This window comes from Hydrogenibacillus schlegelii (assembly GCF_001653195.1).
GTDB lineage: Bacteria > Bacillota > Bacilli > Thermicanales > DSM-22653 > Hydrogenibacillus > Hydrogenibacillus schlegelii.
This window is the reverse complement of sequence record NZ_JXBB01000055.1, coordinates 74,029-93,881: the sequence shown is the minus strand read 5'-3', so window position 1 is coordinate 93,881 and position 19,853 is coordinate 74,029. Positions and strand designations below refer to the sequence as shown.

General features: G+C 69.1%; 16 protein-coding genes and 1 pseudogene. All 17 read left to right on the top strand.

Translation table 11 applies throughout. From position 1 onward, the window contains the following. The first annotated feature begins 31 nt into the window (after nucleotides 1-31). Complete coding sequence (gene uvrB, locus SA87_RS10690) at nucleotides 32-2,068, top strand: excinuclease ABC subunit UvrB (protein ID WP_066202898.1); 2,037 nt, start codon at nucleotides 32-34, stop codon at nucleotides 2,066-2,068. Then, entirely contained in the window at nucleotides 2,020-4,890 is a 2,871-nt protein-coding gene (gene uvrA / locus SA87_RS10685; RefSeq protein WP_066202893.1) for an excinuclease ABC subunit UvrA, read from the top strand. Before uvrB ends, uvrA begins: the two co-directional genes overlap by 49 nt. Nucleotides 4,891-4,931: 41 nt before the next feature. After that, nucleotides 4,932-5,927, top strand: coding sequence for an HPr(Ser) kinase/phosphatase (gene hprK / locus SA87_RS10680; RefSeq protein WP_066202890.1), 996 nt, complete (start codon nucleotides 4,932-4,934; stop codon nucleotides 5,925-5,927). Between the two features lie 81 nt (nucleotides 5,928-6,008). After that, on the top strand, nucleotides 6,009-6,851 hold the full coding sequence (lgt, locus tag SA87_RS10675) for a prolipoprotein diacylglyceryl transferase (protein WP_066202889.1): 843 nt from the start codon (nucleotides 6,009-6,011) through the stop codon (nucleotides 6,849-6,851). 132 nt (nucleotides 6,852-6,983) lie between these two features. After that, nucleotides 6,984-8,228, top strand: coding sequence for an ATP phosphoribosyltransferase regulatory subunit (locus SA87_RS10670; protein ID WP_066202887.1), 1,245 nt, complete (start codon nucleotides 6,984-6,986; stop codon nucleotides 8,226-8,228). Continuing rightward, nucleotides 8,218-8,877, top strand: a pseudogene (gene hisG / locus SA87_RS10665) (ATP phosphoribosyltransferase); the annotation flags it as partial. The gene SA87_RS10670 and the pseudogene hisG, both read left to right, overlap by 11 nt. A gap of 192 nt (nucleotides 8,878-9,069) precedes the next feature. Beyond that, entirely contained in the window at nucleotides 9,070-9,858 is a 789-nt protein-coding gene (hisA, locus tag SA87_RS10660; RefSeq protein ID WP_066202879.1) for a 1-(5-phosphoribosyl)-5-[(5-phosphoribosylamino)methylideneamino]imidazole-4-carboxamide isomerase, read from the top strand. Beyond that, nucleotides 9,855-10,655: an imidazole glycerol phosphate synthase subunit HisF gene (gene hisF / locus SA87_RS10655; RefSeq protein WP_066202877.1), complete on the top strand. Its 801-nt coding sequence runs from the start codon at nucleotides 9,855-9,857 to the stop codon at nucleotides 10,653-10,655. The genes hisA and hisF overlap by 4 nt, the downstream gene beginning before the upstream one ends. Then, nucleotides 10,652-11,515 (top strand): phosphoribosyl-AMP cyclohydrolase, encoded by an 864-nt coding sequence (hisI, locus tag SA87_RS10650; protein ID WP_066202874.1) that lies wholly within the window; start codon nucleotides 10,652-10,654, stop codon nucleotides 11,513-11,515. Before hisF ends, hisI begins: the two co-directional genes overlap by 4 nt. Continuing rightward, nucleotides 11,512-12,897, top strand: a complete 1,386-nt coding sequence (hisD, locus tag SA87_RS10645) for a histidinol dehydrogenase (protein WP_066202871.1) — start codon at nucleotides 11,512-11,514, stop codon at nucleotides 12,895-12,897. Before hisI ends, hisD begins: the two co-directional genes overlap by 4 nt. 22 nt (nucleotides 12,898-12,919) lie before the next feature. Beyond that, nucleotides 12,920-13,597, top strand: a complete 678-nt coding sequence (locus SA87_RS10640) for an imidazoleglycerol-phosphate dehydratase (RefSeq protein ID WP_066202868.1) — start codon at nucleotides 12,920-12,922, stop codon at nucleotides 13,595-13,597. A 224-nt stretch (nucleotides 13,598-13,821) separates the two neighbouring features. Further along, nucleotides 13,822-14,976: a tetratricopeptide repeat protein gene (locus SA87_RS10635; protein ID WP_066202865.1), complete on the top strand. Its 1,155-nt coding sequence runs from the start codon at nucleotides 13,822-13,824 to the stop codon at nucleotides 14,974-14,976. 298 nt (nucleotides 14,977-15,274) lie between these two features. Further along, entirely contained in the window at nucleotides 15,275-16,222 is a 948-nt protein-coding gene (gene trxB / locus SA87_RS10630; protein WP_066202862.1) for a thioredoxin-disulfide reductase, read from the top strand. Between the two features lie 207 nt (nucleotides 16,223-16,429). Next, nucleotides 16,430-16,936 (top strand): NUDIX domain-containing protein, encoded by a 507-nt coding sequence (locus tag SA87_RS10625; protein ID WP_066202860.1) that lies wholly within the window; start codon nucleotides 16,430-16,432, stop codon nucleotides 16,934-16,936. A gap of 5 nt (nucleotides 16,937-16,941) precedes the next feature. Continuing rightward, complete coding sequence (gene rapZ / locus SA87_RS10620; protein ID WP_066203015.1) at nucleotides 16,942-17,811, top strand: RNase adapter RapZ; 870 nt, start codon at nucleotides 16,942-16,944, stop codon at nucleotides 17,809-17,811. Between the two features lie 34 nt (nucleotides 17,812-17,845). Next, nucleotides 17,846-18,808 (top strand): gluconeogenesis factor YvcK family protein, encoded by a 963-nt coding sequence (locus SA87_RS10615; protein ID WP_066202857.1) that lies wholly within the window; start codon nucleotides 17,846-17,848, stop codon nucleotides 18,806-18,808. A gap of 19 nt (nucleotides 18,809-18,827) precedes the next feature. Further along, entirely contained in the window at nucleotides 18,828-19,787 is a 960-nt protein-coding gene (whiA, locus tag SA87_RS10610) for a DNA-binding protein WhiA (protein WP_066202853.1), read from the top strand. The last annotated feature ends 66 nt before the right edge of the window (nucleotides 19,788-19,853 follow it).

Genomic DNA, 19,853 nt, shown 5'->3' with positions numbered 1-19,853 from the left:
GGTGGCCTGAAGCGCGGAAAGGGGGATCGACATGGCGACGGCGACCGGCCGCCGGTTTGAACTCGTGGCGCCTTACGAGCCGCGCGGCGATCAGCCGAAGGCGATCCGGGCCCTCGTCGAGGGAATCCGGGCCGGCAAACGGTTTCAGACGCTTCTCGGCGCGACCGGCACCGGCAAGACGTTTGCGATCGCTCACGTCATCGCCGAAGTGCAAAAGCCGACACTCGTCATCGCCCACAACAAGACGCTTGCCGGGCAGCTGGCGAACGAGTTTCGCGCCTTTTTTCCCCACAACGCCGTCGAATATTTCGTGAGCTACTACGATTACTATCAGCCGGAGGCGTACGTGCCGGAGACGGACACCTACATCGAAAAAGACGCCAGCATCAACGACGAAATCGACAAGCTCCGCCACTCGGCGACGAGCGCCCTCTTCGAGCGGCGGGACGTCATCATCGTCGCTTCGGTGTCGGCGATCTACGGCCTCGGCGACCCGGCGGAATACCGGGACCTCGTCCTTTCGCTTCGGGTCGGGATGGAAAAGCCCCGGGACGAGGTGCTCCGGAAGCTCGTCGACATCCAGTACACCCGGAACGACTACGACTTCCACCGGGGGACGTTTCGCGTCCGGGGCGACGTCGTCGAGATCTTCCCCGCATCCCGAAGCGAGCAGGCGATCCGGGTGGAGTTTTTCGGCGACGAGATCGAGCGGATCGCCGAGATCGACGTTCTCACCGGCGAGATCACCGGCTTTCGGGAGCACGTCGCCATTTTCCCGGCGTCCCACTACGTCACCCGTCGGGAGACGCTCGAGCGGGCGATCCGGAGCATCGAGGCGGAGCTCGAGGAGCGGCTCGGGGAACTCCGGGCGGCCGGGAAGCTCCTCGAAGCCCAGCGGCTCGAGCAGCGGACCCGCTACGACATCGAGATGCTCCGGGAGCTCGGCTACTGCCCGGGGATCGAAAACTACTCCCGGCATCTCACCGGACGGGCGCCGGGGGAGCCGCCGTATACGCTGCTCGATTATTTCCCCGACGATTTTCTTCTCGTCATCGACGAGTCTCACGTGACGATCCCGCAGCTTCGGGGGATGTACAACGGGGACATGTCCCGGAAGCTGACCCTCATCGAGCACGGCTTCCGGCTGCCGTCGGCGGCGGACAACCGGCCGCTCAAGTTTGAAGAATTCGAGGCGCGGATCCGCCAGGCGATCTTCGTCTCGGCGACGCCGGGGCCGTACGAGCTGGAAAAGGCGCCGGACGTCGTTGAGCAGATCATCCGCCCGACCGGCCTCGTCGATCCGGAAGTCGTCGTCCGGCCGACGGCCGGTCAGATCGATGACCTCGTCGAGGAGATCCGCCTCCGCATCGAGCGGGACGAGCGCGTGCTCGTGACGACCCTCACCAAGCGGATGGCGGAGGACCTCACCGACTACCTGAAGGAGCTCGGCATCAAGGTCCGCTACATGCACTCCGACATCCAGACGATCGAGCGGCTCGCTCTCATCCGGGACCTCCGCCTCGGCGTCTTCCACGTCCTCGTCGGCATCAACCTCCTCCGGGAGGGGCTCGATATCCCGGAGGTGAGCCTCGTGGCGATCCTCGACGCCGACAAAGAAGGCTTCCTCCGGAGCGAGACGTCCCTCATCCAGACGATCGGCCGGGCGGCCCGGAACGCGAACGGGAAGGTCATCCTCTATGCCGACCGGATCACGGAGGCGATGCGCCGGGCGATCGACGAAACGGAGCGGCGGCGCCGGATCCAGCTCGCCTACAACGAAGCCCACGGCATCACGCCGGAGACGGTCCGGAAAAAGGTGCATGACGTCATCGAAGCGACCCGGGCGAAGGAGCCGAAGACGGACTACCTCGCCGAGATCCGCCGGGCGAAAACCGCCGATGCCCGGGAGAAGCTCATCGCGCGCCTCGAGCGGGAGATGAAGGAGGCGGCGGACGCCCTCCTCTTCGAACGGGCGGCCGAGCTCCGGGACCTCATCATCGAGCTCAAGGGGGAGGGTGCATGGCGCAAGACAAGATCGTCGTCAAAGGGGCGCGCGTCCACAATCTAAAGAACATCACCGTCGAGATCCCCCGCGGCAAGCTCGTCGTGCTGACCGGCCTGTCCGGTTCCGGCAAGTCGTCCCTCGCCTTCGACACGCTGTACGCCGAAGGGCAGCGCCGCTACGTCGAGTCGCTCTCGGCCTATGCCCGGCAGTTTCTCGGCCTCATGGACAAGCCGGACGTCGACAGCATCGACGGGCTGTCGCCGGCGATCTCCATCGACCAGAAGACGACGAGCACGAATCCTCGCTCGACGGTCGGCACGGTGACGGAGATCTACGACTACCTCCGGCTGCTTTTCGCCCGGATCGGCCGGGCGACGTGTCCGACCCATGGTCTCGAGATCGAAGCGCAGACCGTGGAACAGATGGTCGATCGCCTCATGGTCCTTCCGGACGGAAGCCGCTTCATCGTCCTCGCCCCCCTCGTCGAAGGGCGAAAGGGCGAGCACGTCAAGCTTCTCGAAGCCGTCCGGCGACAGGGGTTTGCCCGGGTGCGGATCGACGGGGAGATCGTTCCCGTCGAGGAGACGCCGAAGCTCGACAAAAACAAAAAGCACACGATCGAAGTCGTCGTCGACCGGCTGGTGAAAAAAGCCGGCATCGAAAGCCGCCTCGCCGACTCCCTCGAGACGGCCCTCCAGCTCGGCGACGGCAAGGTCCTCGTCGACGTCGTCGGGGGCGAGACGCTCATCTTCAGCGAAAAATACGCCTGCCCGATCTGCGGCTTCAGCCTGCCGGAGCTTTCGCCGCGGCTTTTTTCGTTCAACAGCCCCTTCGGCGCCTGTCCGAGCTGCGATGGCCTCGGCGTGAAGCTTGAGGTCGATCCGGAGCTCGTCGTCCCGGACCCCGACCGAAGCCTGAACGAAGGGGCGATCGCGCCGTTTGCCGAGGCCCGGGGGACGTACTACGAACAGCTCCTCGCGGCGGCAATGGACCACTTCGGCATCGACGGCGACGTCCCCTACCGGGCGCTCCCCGAGGCGACCCGGCGGCTCCTCCTCTACGGCAGCGACGAGCGGTTCCCCTTCCGGTACGAGAGCGACTTCGGCATCGTTCGGGAGGGAGCGGTGCGCTTTGAGGGGGTGATCCCGAACCTCACCCGTCGCTACCGGGAGACGGACTCGGAAGCGGTCAAGCAGTGGATCGAGTCGTACATGAGCGAGCGGGTGTGCGAGGCGTGCGGCGGCAAGCGCCTTCGGCCGGAAGCGCTGGCGGTCAGAATCGACGGCCGGTCGATCGACGACATCGTCAACCTCCCTCTCGGCGAGGCGCTCGCATTTTTCCGGGCCCTTCCGGAGAAACTCACGCCGAAAGAGCGGGAGATCGCCCGGCTCATCCTGAACGAAATCACCGCCCGGCTTCAGTTTCTCATCGACGTCGGCCTCGACTACCTCACCCTCGCCCGCTCGTCCCGGACGCTCTCCGGCGGCGAAGCGCAGCGCATCCGGCTCGCGACGCAGATCGGCTCGAAGCTCACCGGCGTCCTCTACATCCTCGACGAGCCGAGCATCGGGCTCCACCAGCGGGACAACGACCGGCTGATCGCCGCCCTGAAGGCGATGCGGGACCTCGGCAACACCGTCGTCGTCGTCGAACACGACGAAGACACGATGCGGGCGGCGGACTACCTGATCGACATCGGCCCCGGCGCCGGCATCCACGGCGGCGAAGTCGTCGCCGCCGGGCCGCCGGAGGAGGTCGCCCGGCATCCGACGTCGATCACCGGCCAGTACCTCTCGGGCCGGCGGTGGATCCCGCTTCCGGTGCGGCGCCGGCCGCCGGGGGAGCGGTGGCTCGTCGTCCGGGGCGCCCGGGAGCACAATTTGAAAAACATCGACGTCGCCGTGCCCCTCGGCCTGTTCGTCGCCGTGACCGGCGTTTCGGGATCGGGGAAAAGCACGCTCGTCAACGAGGTCCTCTACCAGGCCCTCGCCCGGGCGCTCCACGGCGCCAAGGCCAAGCCCGGCGCCCACGACCGGATCGACGGGCTCGAGCACCTCGACAAGGTGATCGCCGTCGATCAGAGCCCGATCGGCCGGACGCCCCGGTCGAACCCGGCGACGTACACCGGCGTCTTCGACGACATCCGAGCGCTGTTCGCCCAGACGCCGGAGGCCCGGGTCCGGGGATATCAGAAGGGCCGCTTCAGCTTCAACGTCAAGGGCGGCCGCTGCGAGGCGTGTCGCGGCGACGGCGTCATCAAGATCGAGATGCACTTCCTCCCGGACGTCTACGTGACGTGCGACGCCTGCAAGGGGAAGCGGTACAACCGGGAGACGCTCGAGGTGCGTTACAAAGGGATGACGATCGCCGACGTTCTCGAGATGACCGTCGACGAGGCGCTTCAGTTTTTTGCCGACGTGCCGCGGATCGCCCGGCGGCTCCGGCTGCTTCAGGACGTCGGCCTCGGCTACATCCGCCTCGGCCAGAGCGCGACGACCCTCTCCGGTGGCGAGGCGCAGCGGGTCAAGCTCGCGGCGGAGCTCGGCCGGCGGCCGACCGGCCGGACGCTCTACATCCTCGACGAGCCGACGACGGGTCTCCACAGCGAGGACGTCCGGCGGCTCATCGAGGTTCTCCAGCGCCTCGTCGACGGCGGGAACACCGTCGTCGTCATCGAACACAATCTCGACGTGATCAAATCGGCCGACTACCTGATCGACCTCGGGCCGGAAGGGGGCGACGGGGGCGGGACGATCGTCGCCGCCGGGCCGCCGGAGGCGGTGGCGGCGGTGCCGGAATCGCACACCGGCCGCTACCTCGCCCGGGTGCTCGAGCGGGATCGGGCCCGGCAGGCGGCGGCTCAACGTCGCGTCGAGGTCGGGTAAGACCGGTGGGAAGGCGGGTCAGGACGGGAGGAGGGGCGGACATGGAGGACGGCCGCGAAGAAGAAGCCCGGCGGTCGATTCCGGTTCGGAAGCTCGTGGAGCGGTTTCGCTTCGACGTCCTCGCCGGCGAGGCGGGCCTCGACCGGCCGGTCGTCACCGGCGACATCCACCGGCCGGGGCTCGCCGTCGCCGGTTACTTCGCCCACCATCCGGTGCGGCGGATCCAGGTGCTCGGAAAGACCGAGATGACGTTTGCCGCGGAACTCGCCCCGGAGGTGCGCCAGTACCGGTTTGCCAAGCTGATGCACCCGGCGACGCCGTGCCTCATCCTCGCCCACGGCGTCGAGGCGCCTCCGGAACTCGTCGCGGCGGCGGCGGATCGGGCCGTGCCGCTTCTTTCCACGCCGATCAAGACGACGAAGCTCATCAGCCTCCTCACGGACTTCCTCGACAAAGCCCTTGCGCCCCGGACGACGATGCACGGCGTCCTGGTCGAGGTGTACGGCATCGGCATCCTCCTCATCGGCCAGAGCGGAATCGGCAAAAGCGAGACGGCCCTCGAGCTCATCAAACGGGGGCACCGGCTCATCGCCGACGACGCCGTCGAGATCCTCAAGACGGCCGAAGGGGAGCTCATCGGCGAGGCACCGCCGCTCATCGAAAATCTGCTGGAGATCCGCGGCCTCGGCATCTTGAACGTCATGGCCCTTTTCGGCGCCGGCGCCATCCGGCTCAGGAAAAAGATCTCCCTCGTCGTCCGGCTCGAGTTCTGGGACTCCCGGAAGCGCTACGACCGCCTCGGGCTCGACGAGGAAAAGATCCGCATCCTCGACACCGAACTGCCCCTCGTCGTCATCCCCGTCCGGCCGGGCCGAAACCTCGCCGTCATCGTCGAAGTGGCGGCGATGCACTACCGGCTGAAGCTCATGGGGATCCACCCGGCCCGGGAGTTTGCCGAGCGCCTCGATCGGGCCATCGCCGCCGGCGCCGAGGAGGCGAGAAAGCTGGCCCGGTTTTTTGAAGAAGCGTACGACTGACCGGAACGAAGCGCACCGCGGACCCAAGCGACGGCAGACCGGCGCCTCGGCCGTGGCCGGGGCGCGAACAGGAGGGACGGGATGATTCTGTCCGGCGCACCGTTCGATCCGATCGCGTTTCGCCTCGGCCCCCTCGCGGTGCACTGGTACGGCATTTTGATCGGCATCGGCGCCCTCGTCGGGCTCTTCGTCGCGGTCCGGGAAGGCCGCCGCTTCGGCGTCGCCGAAGACTTTTTTTACGACCTCCTTCTCCTCGGCGTGCCGGTGGCGATCGTCTTCGCCCGGGCGTATTACGTCCTCTTTCAGTGGCCGTACTACGCCGCCCACCCGGAAGACATCGTCGCCGTCTGGAAAGGGGGGCTCGCGATCCACGGCGCCCTCATCGGCAGCGGGCTCGTGGCGCTCTTTTACGCCCGCCGGCGGCGGGTGTCCGTCTGGTGGCTCCTCGACGTCGCGGCGCCGAGTCTGATCATCGGCCAGGCGATCGGCCGCTGGGGGAACTTCATGAACCAGGAAGCCCACGGCGGTCCCGTCTCCCGGGCGTTTCTCGAATCGCTCCACCTGCCGAACTGGATCATCGAGCAGATGAACATCGGCGGGACGTACCATCATCCGACGTTTCTGTACGAGTCGATCTGGGATTTTCTCGGCTTTCTCCTGCTCATCACCGTCCGCCGCCGGCTTTCGCTTCTCCGGGGCGAACTCATCGCCCTGTACGCCATCTGGTATTCGGTCGGTCGAACGTATATCGAAGGGATGCGGACCGATTCGCTGATGCTCACGCCGACGATCCGCATGGCCCAGGTGATGGGCCTCCTTCTCATCGCCCTCGGCGTGGCGGTCATCGTCTTTCGCCGCCGGCAGCCCGATGCGACGCGGTACGACGCCCCGCCGGACCGCCCGGCCCCGCCGGACGTCTGCTGAGACGCCGGCGGATTTGTTGTGGGCGCTCCGGATGAAAGCCCTTCCGGCGTTTGACTTTTCCCGCCCCGTCCCTTACAATGAGAGCATCCTTTAGTCTGCTACCATATTATCAGTATAAAGTATGGTGAAAAAATGGACGGCGCCTATGCGTTCGAAAAACCCCTCGGGTTCCACGACCGGCCGCCGGCGCTGATGGCGCGGATGGAGGCTTTGACGGCGCGGTGGCTGGAGCTGTTCGCCCGCTACGGGTACCGGCGGGTGTCGACGCCGGCGCTGGAGTTCCAGGCGACGATCGGCCGCTACGCCCGGGTGGCGCCGGCAAAGATGTTTCCTTTGTTTGACGCCGAAGGGCGCCTCGTCGTCCTCCGGCCGGACATGACGACGCCGATCGCCCGGCTGGCGGCCTCGACCCTCCGGTCGACGCCCCTTCCTCTGCGGCTGTCGTACGCCGAACCGGTCTTCCGCTTGCCGCAGGCGGGGGAGGAAGGTCAGGCAGAGCGCTGGCAGGTCGGGGTGGAGCTCATCGGCGTCGGGCCGGGAGCCGGCGATCTGGAAGCGCTCGTCGTCGCGGCGGAGGCGCTCATCGCCGCCGGCGTGCCGGCGCCGGCGTTCGTCGTCGGCGATGCGGCGCTCGTGCCGCTCGTGTTCGCGGCGCTCCGGCTTAAGGAGGCGGAGCGGTCGGCCCTCGAGACGGCGCTCCTCCGGCGGGATTTCGCCGCCTTTTCTGCCGCCGCCGGTCGGATCGGCGGCGACGTCGGGGCGGCGCTCGCGGCGCTCCTCGGCCCGCTTCAGCCGGAGCGGGCCGATGCGCTCGGCCGGTCGCTTCGGGCGCTCACCCGAGCGTCCGGCGACGCGGCGGCGGTCGACGTGGCCCGGGCGGTCGAGGAGCGGCTTTCGGCGCTCCTCGACCTTCTGGCCGATGCGGCGGCCCTGTTTCCCGACGTTCGGTGGCTCGCCGATCCGGCGTTTGTGCCGGATCTCGAATACTACACCGGCATCGTGTTCGAAGGCTACGGCCAGGGCGCCGGCGCGCCCCTCGTCCGGGGAGGCCGGTACGACCACCTCCTCGGCCGCTTCGGCCGGGAGGCGCCGGCGACGGGCTTTGCCCTCGACCTCGAGCGGACCCTCGCCATCGTCGAGGTGCCGCTTCCGCCCCGGCCGCGGACCGCGATCCGAATTCAGAAAGGGAATCGGCGGCAGGCGTTCGAAGAGGCCCGTCGTCGGGTCGCCGCCGGAGAGACGGTGGAGCTGGTGGAGGAAAGGGAGGATGGGATCGGCGATGCGGGCGGGGCGATCGGCGCGACCGGCGAAGGCGGCGCCGGACACCGGGCAGGCGGCGCCCGGACCGGAGAAGGAGGGGCCGGCGATGGGCGCTAGCGGGCGGTGGGACGGGCTTCGGATCGTGCTGCCGAAGGGGCGGGTGCTCGGGGAGGCGCTTCAATTGCTTCGGGCGGCGAGGATCGGCGTGCCGCCGGAGGAGGAAGACTCCCGGCGGCTCATCATCGACGTTGGCCGGGAGGCGTCCGGGGCGGTCGGCGCGCCGCTTCAGTTCATCCTGGCCAAACCGGTGGACGTGCCGATCTACGTCGAAGACGGCGCCGCCGATCTCGGCATCGTCGGCAAGGACGTCCTCTTGGAACTGGAGCGGGATGTGTACGAACTGCTCGATCTCGGCATCGGGGCTTGTCGGCTTTCGGTCGCCGGCCTCGGCGCCCCCCTGCCCCCGACCCGGTCGATGCCCCGGGTGGCGACGAAGTATCCGCGGACGGCGCGGCGGTTTTTTGCCGCCCGGGGCGAGCAGGTCGAGATCATCGCCCTGTCGGGGTCGATCGAGCTCGCGCCGCTCCTCGGCCTCGCCGAGCGGATCGTCGACATCGTCTCGACCGGGCGGACGCTCCGGGAAAACGGCCTCCGGGAGTTCGAGGTGATCGCGCCGATCACGAGCCGGCTGATCGCGAACCGGGCGAGCCTCCGCTTGAAGGCGGACGCCGTCGGCCGTTTTCAGGCGGCGCTGGCGGCGGTCGTCAGCTCGGCGGGCGGGACGGCCGGGGCGCCGGCCGCGTCGCCGGCGGCCGAACGCGGGGGGCCGGTCGCCCGGCCGGATTTCGCCGGGGACGGCGCCCGACGAGGGGCCGCCGACGGTGCGGGCGTCCGGCCGGAGTCGGCCGGAGACGGAGCGGTTCTCGGTCGGCCGTTCGGCCGGTGAGGGAGAAAGCCGATGATGACGTTCGAGCTTTACCCGGCGGTGGACATTCTGGGCGGTCAGGCGGTCCGCCTCGTGCAGGGGGATTTTGAGCAAAAGACGGTCTACGGCGCCCCGGAGGCGGCGGCCGAAGCGTTCATCGCCCGGGGGGCCCGGTGGCTTCACGTCGTCGATCTCGACGGAGCGCGAAGCGGCCGGCCGGTGAACGTCGGGCCGATTGCCGCCATCGTCCGCCGGGCCGCCGCCCGCGGCGTTCGGGTGCAGGTCGGCGGAGGGCTCCGGACGCTCGAAGACATCCGGCGCGTCCTCGCCCTCGGCGTCGCCCGGGTCATCGTCGGGACGGCGGCGATCGAGGCGCCGGACGTGCTGGCGACCGCCGTTCGGGAGGCCGGCGAAGCGGTGGCCGTCGGGGTCGACCTTCGGGAGAATCGAGTGGCGGTCCGGGGTTGGGCCGAGACGAAGGACGCCGCGGCGGAAGACGTGCTGCGGAGGATCGCCGCCGCCGGCGTCCGGACGGTGATCGTGACCGACATCCGTCGGGACGGGACGCTGGCCGGCGTCGATGCCGACCGGATGGCCTCCCTCGCCCGGGCGAGCGGGCTTCGGGTGATCGCTTCCGGCGGCGTTCGGAGCGTCGACGACGTCCGGCGCCTTTCGGCCCGCTTGCGCGACGGGGTCGTCGGGGCCGTCATCGGCAAGGCCCTGTACGCCGGGACGCTGGACCTCGCCGCGGCCCTTCAGGCCGCCGCCGAGGCGGATCCGGCCGTCGGGGAAGAGGCGGGAGAAGAGGAGGACGGCCGATGAGCGAAGCGAGATGGATCATCCCGTGCCTGGACGTCCGGGACGGCCGGGTGGTCAAGGGCGTCGCCTTTCGGGGGATGGTCGACGTCGGCGATCCGGTGGCGCTTGCCCGGCGTTACGACCGGGAAGGGGCCGATGCGGTGGCGCTTCTCGACATTACGGCGACGGTCGAGGGGAGGGAGACGTTCGTCGACGTCGTCCGGGCGGTGCGGGCGGCGCTTTCGGTGCCGCTCATCGTCGGCGGCGGCATCCGGGATCGGGCGGACGTCCGGCGGATCCGGGCGGCCGGGGCCGACTTCGTCGCGATCGGGACGGCGGCCGTCGAACGGCCGGAAGTCGTCGAAGCGGCGGCGGAGGAGGTCGGCGCCGAGGCGGTCGTCGTCGCCCTGGACGCGGCGTGGGACGCCGGACGCGGGACGTGGGTCGCCGTCACCCACGGCGGCCGAAGGCGGACGGACCGGCCGGCGACGGCGCTCGCGGCGGAGTGGGCCCGCCGGGGCGCCGGGTGGGTGCTCCTGACGAGCGTCGACGCCGACGGGACGAAGGCGGGGTTCGATCTTCCCCTCATCCGGGCGGTCGCCGAGGCGTCGGGGCTTCCGGTGATCGCCTCCGGCGGCGCCGGCGCGATCGAGCATTTCGTGGCCGTGTTTCGGGAGACGCCGGCCCGGGCGGCCCTCGCCGCCTCGGTCTTTCACCGGGGGGAGATCGCCCTGCCGGCGCTCAAGGCGGCGCTCGGGGACGTTGGCATCGCCGTCCGTCCGGCGCCGGCGGCCGGCGCGCCGGAGGGCGGGACGTCATGATCCGTCTCGGCGACGTCCGGTTCGGTCCTGACGGCCTCATCCCGGCCGTCCTCGTCGACGCCCGCACGAAAGACGTGCTCACCCTCGCCTACATGAACGAGGCGGCGCTCAAAAAGACGCTTGAGACGGGGGAGACGTGGCTGTACAGCCGGTCCCGCCAGGCCCTCTGGCACAAAGGGGCGACTTCCGGCCACCGGCAGACGGTCGTCGACCTTAAGCTCGACTGCGACGGCGATGCGCTCCTCGTCTCGGTCATCCCCCACGGCCCGGCGTGCCACACCGGCGCGCCGACGTGCTTTCACCGGCCGCTGGTCGCCCGGGCGTCGGACGGGCGCCTCGCCCCGGCCGGGGGGTTGGAGGAGAGGGCGGAGGCAGAGCGGACGGCCGAAGCCAAAGCGGCGGCGGAGCCGGTGGCGGCAGCCGACGCCAAAGCTTGGGCCCATCCGGCAACGGATCGAGCAGCCCGAACCGTGGCGGCCGGCGCGCTTTCGGCGGACGGATACGGCGCCCTCGGCCGGGCGCTCGGGGCCCTTTCGGCGCGGATCGAGGCGCGGCGGCATGCCTCGCCGGAGGCGTCGTACACGGCCTACCTGCTGGCGCAGGGTCGGGATAAGATTTTAAAAAAACTGGCCGAAGAGGCGGCGGAGGTGCTCCTTGCGGCGAAGGACGGTCGCCCGGAAGCGCTGACGGAAGAGGTGGCGGATCTTCTGTACCACCTTGCCGTCCTGTTCGCCGAAACGGGGCTTTCGCCGGCGGCGGTGGCCGCCGTGCTCGAGGCTCGGGCTCGCCCCGCCGCGGACGCCTTCGTGCCCCGGAGCGCCGGCCGGTCGGGGCGACCGTCGAAGGAGGACGGGCGATGATCGTTCAGCGGTTCGAACTGGCAACGCTTTCCCCGGACGCGCGGCGCCGGCTGCTTCGCCGGAGCGAACGGGAGATCCACCGGGAACTCGAGGCGGCCCGGGCGATCTTGGACGCCGTCCGGGAACGGGGCGATGCGGCGCTCATCGAGCTGACGGAGCGGTTCGACGGGGTGCGGCTTACGCCGGCGGCGATGAAGCTCGACCGGGCGGAGATCGCCGAGCGGGCGGAGGCGCTCCGGCGGGCGCACCCGGCCCTCGACGAGGCGATCCGCGTCGCCGCCCGGCAGATCGAAGCGTTCCACCGGGCGCAGCTCCCGAAGCCCGTCTGGTGGACGGAAGTGTCGCCGGGGGTGTTTGCCGGCGAGCGGGTGACGCCGATCCCCGACGTCGCCGTGTACGTCCCCCGGGGGAAAGGGTCGTTTCCGTCGGTGCTCCTGATGCTGGCGGTGCCGGCGCGGGTGGCCGGCGTGCCGCGGCGGATCGTCCTCACGCCGCCGGCGCCGGATGGCCACGATCCGGCGGTCGTCCTCGCGGCCGATCACGCCGGGGTCGATGCCGTCTACACCGTCGGCGGCGCCCAGGCGATCGCCGCCGTCGCCTTCGGCACGGAGACCGTGCCGAAGATGCATAAAGTGATCGGGCCGGGAAACGCCTACGTGACGGCGGCCAAACGGCTCCTCGTCGGGACGATCGACATCGGGATTTTGGCCGGCCCGTCGGAAGCGATCGTCCTCGCCGACGGGTCGGCGGACCCGGAGCGGGTGGCCCGGGACTGGCTGAACGAGGCGGAGCACGGCCCGGATTCGGCGGCGCTCCTCGTGACGGACGACGGGGCGCTTTTAGAGGCCGCCGAGGCGGCCCTCCGGCGCCTTCTGGGGCGGCTTCCGGAGGGGCGGCGGCGGTTTGCCGAGGCGGTCTTTCGGACGTACGGCGGCGGGGTGATCGCCCGGTCGATGGACGAGGCGATCGCCTTCGTGAACGACTATGCGCCGGAACACCTCGTGCTTCACGTCCGGGACCCGCACGCCCTTCTCTGGCGTTTGGAGCACGCCGGCGAAATTTTGCTCGGCCCGTGGACGCCGATCGCCCTCGGGAACTTCGTCGTCGGCACGAACGCCATCCTCCCGACCGGAGGCCACGCGAAGACGACATCCGCCGTGTCGGTGTGGGACTTTTTGAAACGGACCTCCCTCGCGTGGGCGACGGAAGCCGGCTACCGGCGGCTTCGGCCCTACGCCCGCCTGCTGGCGGAAGTGGAGGGGTTTCCGGCCCACGCCCTGGCCCTCGAGGACGAAGAGGCGACCGAAGCGGCTCGGCCGGGGGAACCGGCGGTCGGCCCGGTGGAGGCGGAAGGGGCGGACGACGGGAATCGGCGCGGATAAGCGGATAGGAAGGAGATCGGCGGTGGAGGGAGAGACGATTCGCGTCCGGCGGACGACCCGGGAGTCGGCGATCGACGTCGCCGTCGCGTTCCGACCGCCGTCGCCGGAAGTCAAGGCGCGGCTGAAGACGCCGCTTCCGTTTTTTAACCACATGCTCGAGCACATCGCCTGGCGCGGCGAGCTCGACCTTTCGGTGGAGGTCCGGCTCGACGGGTTTTTCCTCGCCCATGTCGTCACAGAAGACGTCGGCATCGCCCTCGGCCGGGCGATCCGGACGTACGTCGAGCGGCATCAGGGGCGGGGGCTTTCCGGCTACGGGTTTGCCTACGGGGCGCTCGACGAGGCGCTCGCGCGGGCGGTCGTGAGCTTCGAGTCCCGGGCGGGCTTTTTCTTCGACGCCGGGGCGGTGACGCTTCCGGAGGCGACGGAAGGGGTCCGGAGCGAAGATCTGATCGCCTTTTTTGAGGGGTTCGTGCAGGGGGCGCTGGCGACGGTGCACCTCGATCTGTTGAAAGGCCGGCCGCGGCACGGGCACCACCTGTGGGAGGCGGCGTTTCGCGCCTTCGGCCAGGCGCTCGCGTCCGCCCTCGCCCGGCGGTCGGAACGGACCGGCCTGTTCGCCGGCGTCGCCGGCGCCATCGGCTGGGAAGTGACGGTGGAGGAAGCGCCGAAGGGCGGAGAGCGGCCCGGCGAAGGCTGATCGCGGCGGATCCGGCGTGCAGGAATGCCGGCGCCTTCGGGCATGCGGCGGGCCGGCGGCCTCGCCGGGCTCGGGTTCATCGCCCGTCGGGGAGTGCCCGGCGCCTTTCGCCGCGTCCGGTTCCGGCCGCCGGCGGACGGGCCCTCGCCACCTCCGACGCCGTGTGGTACACTGAAACGGGAGCTTGAACGCTCCGAACGTGGGAACGGAAGGGAGGATGCCCGGTGGGGGAACGGCCGGCGCCGGACGCCTTGCGGGCGATCCGGCAGGCGCTTCTGGCCGGCGATGCGCCGGCGGCCGCCGGCTTGGCCGAGGCGCTCATCGAGGATGCCGGCACCCTCGATGCCCTGGTCGAAGCGGCGGCGCTCTTTACGGAATACGGGCTGCACGACGCCTCGCTCCGCCTGATCCTCGGTGCCCTCGGCCGGCAGGGGCTCACCTTTCCACCGCCGTACGCCGCGTCGATTCGGGCCCTCCCGGCGCGGGCGTATTACCTCTTGGCGCAGAATTTCGTCAACTACGGTGATTTTCTGCATGCCCGTCTCGCCCTCGACCGGATGGAGGCGGCCTTTTCCCGTTCACCGTTTGAGCCGGACGGCGATCTGCAGGGATTCCGAGCTTATCTCGAATCGGAAATCCGGCGTACGATCCACGAAAATACGCCTCGAGAGCACATCCCGGCGCTGGAGAGGGCGGTGCTTCACTACGAGGCGGAGCGCTACCTTCAGGCGGCGGCGGCGTTTCGGGCGCTTCTCGAGTCGGCGCCGGACGTCCGGCCGGCGTGGCGCCGCCTCGTCCAGTGTTACCGCCGGCTGGACTTCGTCGAGTCGGCGGAAGCGACGTTTCAGGAAGCCCTCCAGCGCTTTCCGGACGACGTCGAGCTCATGGCCGATTACGCCATCTTTTTGCATGAACGGGGACGGCGCCGCGAGGCCCGGCGTTTTGCCCGCCGGCTGCGGACGATCCTGCCCCTTTCCCTCGACGTCCGGTATCGCCTCGGCCTGGCCTTGGGCATCCTAGGCGAAGACGATCGGGCGTATGCGCTCCTTCATGGTCTCTTCCGGCGGGCGCCGGACGAAGTTCACCCGGGCGTGCTTCATTACCTCGCCGTCGCCGCGTACAACACCGGCCGGTGGGAGGAGGCCCGGCGCTTCTGGCGCCTCCTCGCCGGCCGGACGGAAGGCGGCTGGGTCGGGGCGGCGATGCTCCGCTATCTCGACCGGGCCGAGCGACGGGCCCGCAAGGCAGCGCCGGCCCGTCAGGGGGCGCTGAGCGGACCGGGCGGATCGCCCGGCGCGGGGGCCCCGAAGGCGCCCGGCCGGCACCGGAAGCGGCTTTCGTACCGCTACCCGCCGGATGAAGCGGTCTTCGAGCGGTGACCGCGGTTCTTGAACGGGGACGGGCGGGGGAGCTAAAGAAGCGGCTTTTCCGATAAGCGGCCGGAAAAAACGCCCTCCCCCGGAACGGGGCCTTCCGGAAAGGGGCCCGACCGACGGCGGTTTCCCGGTACGGCGGTCCGGGATCGGTTTGGCTTTACAAACCGAAGGCGATGGGGTAAGATGAGGGCGTAGCCAAATCGATACTTATCGATCTAGCCGGCCGGCTCCGCCGCGGCCTGGCCCGGCCGCAAGGGAGCCGCACCGGCCGCAAGGGAGCCGCAAAGGAGGGAAAAAGCCGATGAGCGACCGCCTCTACGACGTCGCCATCCTCGGCGCCGGTCCGGCCGGAATGACCGCCGCCGTCTACGCTGCCCGGGCCAACCTGTCGACGCTGCTCATCGAACGGGGGGTGCCCGGCGGGCAGATGAACGACACCGCCGACGTGGAAAACTATCCAGGCTACGAAAACATCCTCGGGCCGGATCTCGCCACCAAGATGTTCGAACACGCCCAGAAGTTCGGCGCCGAGTACGTCTACGGCGAGGTGACCGGCCTCGAGCCGGACGGCGACGTGAAGATCGTCCGGACGCACGACGAGACGTACCGCGCCCGGGCGGTGATCATCGCCACCGGCGCCACGCCGCGGCGTCTCGGGGTTCCGGGGGAGGACCGGCTCGCCGGCCGGGGCATCTCCTGGTGCGCGGTGTGCGATGGAGCGTTTTTCAAGGATAAAAACCTGATCGTCGTCGGCGGCGGCGACTCGGCGCTCGAGGAAGGGACGTATCTCACCCGCTTTGCGAAGAAGGTGACCGTCGTCCACCGGCGGGACAAATTCCGGGCCCAGAAGATCCTTCAGGATCGGTTTTTCGCCAATGAAAAGACGGACGTCATCTGGAACCACGTCGTCGTTGAAATTCTCGGGGAGAAGCGCGTCGAAGGGGTCGTCCTGAAAAACGTCGTCACCGGCGAGACGACGACGATGCCGATCGACGGCGTCTTCATCTACGTCGGCCTCGATCCGCTGAGCGAGCCGTTTCGATCCCTCGGCATCACGAACGAGGCCGGCTACATCGTCACCGACGAAGAGATGCGGACGAAGATCCCCGGCGTCTTTGCCGCCGGCGACGTCCGGGAGAAAAAGCTCCGGCAGATCGTGACCGCCACCGCGGACGGCGCCATCGCCGCCCAGGCGGCGCAACAGTATCTCGAGTCGCTTCACGACGCGGCGATTGTTAACAAATCTTAATGTCACCGTAACGGCTTTGAAACAAAGGACGCCTATAATGGGAGGCGTAGTGACCCCCTTTAAGATAAATCCCCTGCCAAGCCGCGGGCGTCCCCCTGCGGCGCTTTTTTTGTCTTGGGAACCGTGGTCTTCGGAACCGGTCCGCGCCCCGGTTGCCCCCGGACCGGGGCCGTGCTATGCTTAGGGCGTTCGGAGGGAGGGAGGACGGTGCGGCGGGTCGTCAACTGCCTCATCACCGACGGGAAGCGGCTTTTGATGCTGCAAAAACCCCGCCGCGGATACTGGTACATCCCGGGCGGCAAGGTCGAGCCGGCGGAAAGCCTCGGCGAAGCCGTCCGCCGGGAGGTGGAGGAGGAGACGGGGCTCGTTCTGACGTCCGCCCACCTCCGGGGCGCCTTCGTCATCGACGTTCAGGCGGACGGGGAGCTTCAGGACGAGTGGATGCTCTTTACCTTCGTCGCCGACGGCTGGTCCGGAACGCTCAAGGACGAGGCGGCGGAAGGCGTCCTCGCGTGGCAACCGATCACGGCCCTGGACCGGCTGCCGATGCCGGCCGGCGACCGGATCGTTCTCTCCCGCCTCGTCTTCGCCCCCGCCGGTCGTCTGCCCCTCACAGGCCGGTTCGTCTACACGCCCGACGAAGCGCTGCTCGCCTATGCGTTTGATCCGACCGAAGCCCACGCAGCCGACGCGGACGGCGTCCGGCCGAGGTGAAGGCGATGCTTCTTCTCATCACCGGCATGAGCGGTGCCGGGAAGACCGTCGCTTTGAAAAGCCTCGAGGAACTCGGTTTTTTTTGTGTCGACAACCTGCCGCCGGTCCTTTTGGAAAAATTCGCCGAACTCATCCGGCAGTCGGCCGCGGCGCCGAACGCGGCGGTCGTCGTCGACCTCCGGGGCGGCCCTTTTTTTGACGACCTCCTGAGCGCTTTGGAAACGCTCGACGAGCGGGAGATCGGCTACCTGCTCGTCTTCCTCGAGGCGCGGGACGACGTCCTCATCGCCCGGTACAAGGCGGCCCGAAAGCCTCACCCCCTCGCTCCGGATCGACCGGTCGGCGAGGGCATCGCCCGGGAGCGGGCGATGCTGGCGGACGTCCGCCGGCGGGCGGATCAGGTGATCGACACGTCCGAGATGCGCCCGGAAGACCTTCGGGCCCTGCTCGCCCGGCGGTTTGCCCCGGCGGCCGGCGGGGTGAAGATGCGGCTTCATCTCGTTTCGTTCGGCTTCAAATACGGTCCGCCGCCGGATGCCGACCTCGTCTTCGACGTCCGCTTTCTCCCCAATCCCCACTACGTGCCGGAGCTTAGACCCAAGCCGGGGACGGATCCGGACGTCGCCGCCTACGTCCTCGACCGGCCGGAGACCGGCCAGCTGATGAACCGGCTGATCGACTTCCTCGAGTTCGTCCTGCCTCAGTACGAACGGGAAGGAAAGGCGGAACTCGTCGTCGCCGTCGGCTGCACCGGCGGCCGGCACCGTTCTGTCGCCGTCGCCGAGGCGATCGCCCGGCACTTCGCCGACCGCTGGCCGACGAAGATCATCCACCGGGACGTCGACCGGGGGCGCCGGAGCGGCGAAGACGCATAAAGAAAAACCATCCGGGGAGAAAAGAGGGAGAGCCATGGGGCATGCGCCAAAGCGCCGCGTCGTCGCCATCGGCGGCGGGACGGGGCTATCCAGCCTTCTCCGGGGCCTGAAGGCCGGTCCGTTTGCGATCACGGCCATCGTCACCGTCGCCGACGACGGCGGGAGCACGGGGCGGCTTCGGGCGGAGATGGACATCCCGGCGCCGGGGGACATCCGAAACGTCCTCGTCGCGCTGGCGGAAAAAGAATCGCTCCTTTCCGCTCTCATGCAGTATCGCTTCCGCACGAACGGCGCCCTGTCGGGGCACGCGCTCGGCAATCTCCTCATCGCCGCCATGAGCGACATCGCCGGCGATTTCGCCCAGGCGGTGCGGGCCCTCTCCCGCGTCCTCGCCGTCCGGGGCGTCGTCCTGCCGGCGGCCAACGCCCCCCTTCGCCTCAAGGCGGAGCTCGCCGACGGCACCGTCGTCGAGGGGGAGTCGAACATCCCGAAGGCCGGCCGGCCGATCCGGCGGGTGATGATCGACCCGCCCGATGCGGCCCCCCTTCCGGAGGCGCTTCAGGCGATCCGGGAGGCCGAGCTCATCCTCCTCGGGCCGGGGAGCCTGTACACGAGCCTCATCCCGAACCTCCTCGTGCCGGGCCTCGTCCGGGCGATCGCCGAAAGCCGAGCCCCCAAGGCGTTCATCGTCAACCTCATGACCCAACCCGGCGAGACCGACGGCTACACCGCCTTCGACCACGTCGCCGCCGTCGAGGCCCACAGCGCGCCGAAGCTGTTCGACGTCCTCGTCGTCAACACCGGCCCCATCCCCGAGCCGCTCGCTAGGCGCTACCGGGAGGGAGGTCAGGAGGCGGTCCGGGTCGATCGGGAGGTGCTCCGCGCCCGAGGGTATCGCCTGATCGAAGACGATTTCGTCCTCGCCGACCCGAAGACGGGCCTCATCCGGCACGACGCCGTCAAGGTCGGCGAGCGGCTCCTTTCGTCCCTCTTTTGAGACGGAAGGGGGCGTCGCCGTGTCGTTTGCCCGGGAGGCGAAAAATGAGCTCACCCGCATTCAGGATCTCCCGGCCTGCTGCCGGCGGGCGGAGCTTTCCGCGCTCGCCCGCCTGAACGGCCGCATCGTCGACGATGAGGACGCCGGCCGGCCGGCGGTCGAGATCGCGACGGAAAATGCCGCCATCGCCCGGCGGATCTACGTCCACGTCCGGGACGTCCTCGGCGCCCCCGGCCGCGTCATCGTGCGGAAAAACCGGCGCCTCCGGAAAAACAACACGTATGTCATCCGGCTGCCGCTTCCGCCGGAGGCGGTCGCAGCGCATCTCGGCCTCCGGCTTGATTCCGCCGCCGGCGCCTTCGTCGGCGCCCCGGCGGACGAGGTGACGAAAAAAACATGCTGCAAGCGAAGCTACCTCCGGGCGGCCTTTCTCGCCCGGGGGTCGGTCAACGCGCCGTCGGCCCACTCCTATCATCTCGAGCTCACCGCCGGCGACGGCGACCACGCCGACCGGCTGGAGGCGCTTTTCCGCCACTTCGGTCTTTTGCCCCGTCGACTCGTTCGGCCGAAGGGAACGATCCTGTACCTCAAAGAAGGCGACCAGATCACCGAGTTTTTGAGCTTGATCGGCGCCCACAATTCGCTCTTTCGCTTTGAAGACGTCCGCATCATGAAGGACATGCGGAACACGATCAACCGCCTGGTGAACGCCGAGACGGCCAACCTGAACAAGGCGGTCCGGGCGGCGATGGCCCAGGTGCGAGACATCACCCTGATCCAGGAGACGATCGGCCTCGAGGCGCTGCCGCCGAAGCTCCGGGAGGTCGCCGAGGCGCGCCTCCGGCACCCGGAGGCCAATTTGAAGGAGCTCGGCGAACTCCTCCCCGGCGGGCCGGTCAGCAAATCGGGCATCAACCACCGTTTGCGGAAAATCCATGAAATCGCCATGAAGATTCAGTCGACACGGCGTCCGATGTGATATAATAAACCCATCATTCCCTTCGCTGAGGTCAACGAGCGCATCCCGCAGGGCGGAAGGAGGCGG

Bases quoted from the DNA above. Each gene is read 5' to 3' on its own strand.
- SA87_RS10615 (WP_066202857.1), top strand. From the start codon at position 17,846: ATGGGGCATGCGCCAAAGCGCCGCGTCGTCGCCATCGGCGGCGGGACG.
- hprK (WP_066202890.1), top strand. From the start codon at position 4,932: ATGGAGGACGGCCGCGAAGAAGAAGCCCGGCGGTCGATTCCGGTTCGG.
- hisA (WP_066202879.1), top strand. From the start codon at position 9,070: ATGATGACGTTCGAGCTTTACCCGGCGGTGGACATTCTGGGCGGTCAG.
- hisD (WP_066202871.1), top strand. From the start codon at position 11,512: ATGATCGTTCAGCGGTTCGAACTGGCAACGCTTTCCCCGGACGCGCGG.
- hisF (WP_066202877.1), top strand. From the start codon at position 9,855: ATGAGCGAAGCGAGATGGATCATCCCGTGCCTGGACGTCCGGGACGGC.
- rapZ (WP_066203015.1), top strand. From the start codon at position 16,942: ATGCTTCTTCTCATCACCGGCATGAGCGGTGCCGGGAAGACCGTCGCT.
- lgt (WP_066202889.1), top strand. From the start codon at position 6,009: ATGATTCTGTCCGGCGCACCGTTCGATCCGATCGCGTTTCGCCTCGGC.
- uvrB (WP_066202898.1), top strand. From the start codon at position 32: ATGGCGACGGCGACCGGCCGCCGGTTTGAACTCGTGGCGCCTTACGAG.
- trxB (WP_066202862.1), top strand. From the start codon at position 15,275: ATGAGCGACCGCCTCTACGACGTCGCCATCCTCGGCGCCGGTCCGGCC.
- SA87_RS10670 (WP_066202887.1), top strand. From the start codon at position 6,984: ATGGACGGCGCCTATGCGTTCGAAAAACCCCTCGGGTTCCACGACCGG.
- hisI (WP_066202874.1), top strand. From the start codon at position 10,652: ATGATCCGTCTCGGCGACGTCCGGTTCGGTCCTGACGGCCTCATCCCG.
- uvrA (WP_066202893.1), top strand. From the start codon at position 2,020: ATGGCGCAAGACAAGATCGTCGTCAAAGGGGCGCGCGTCCACAATCTA.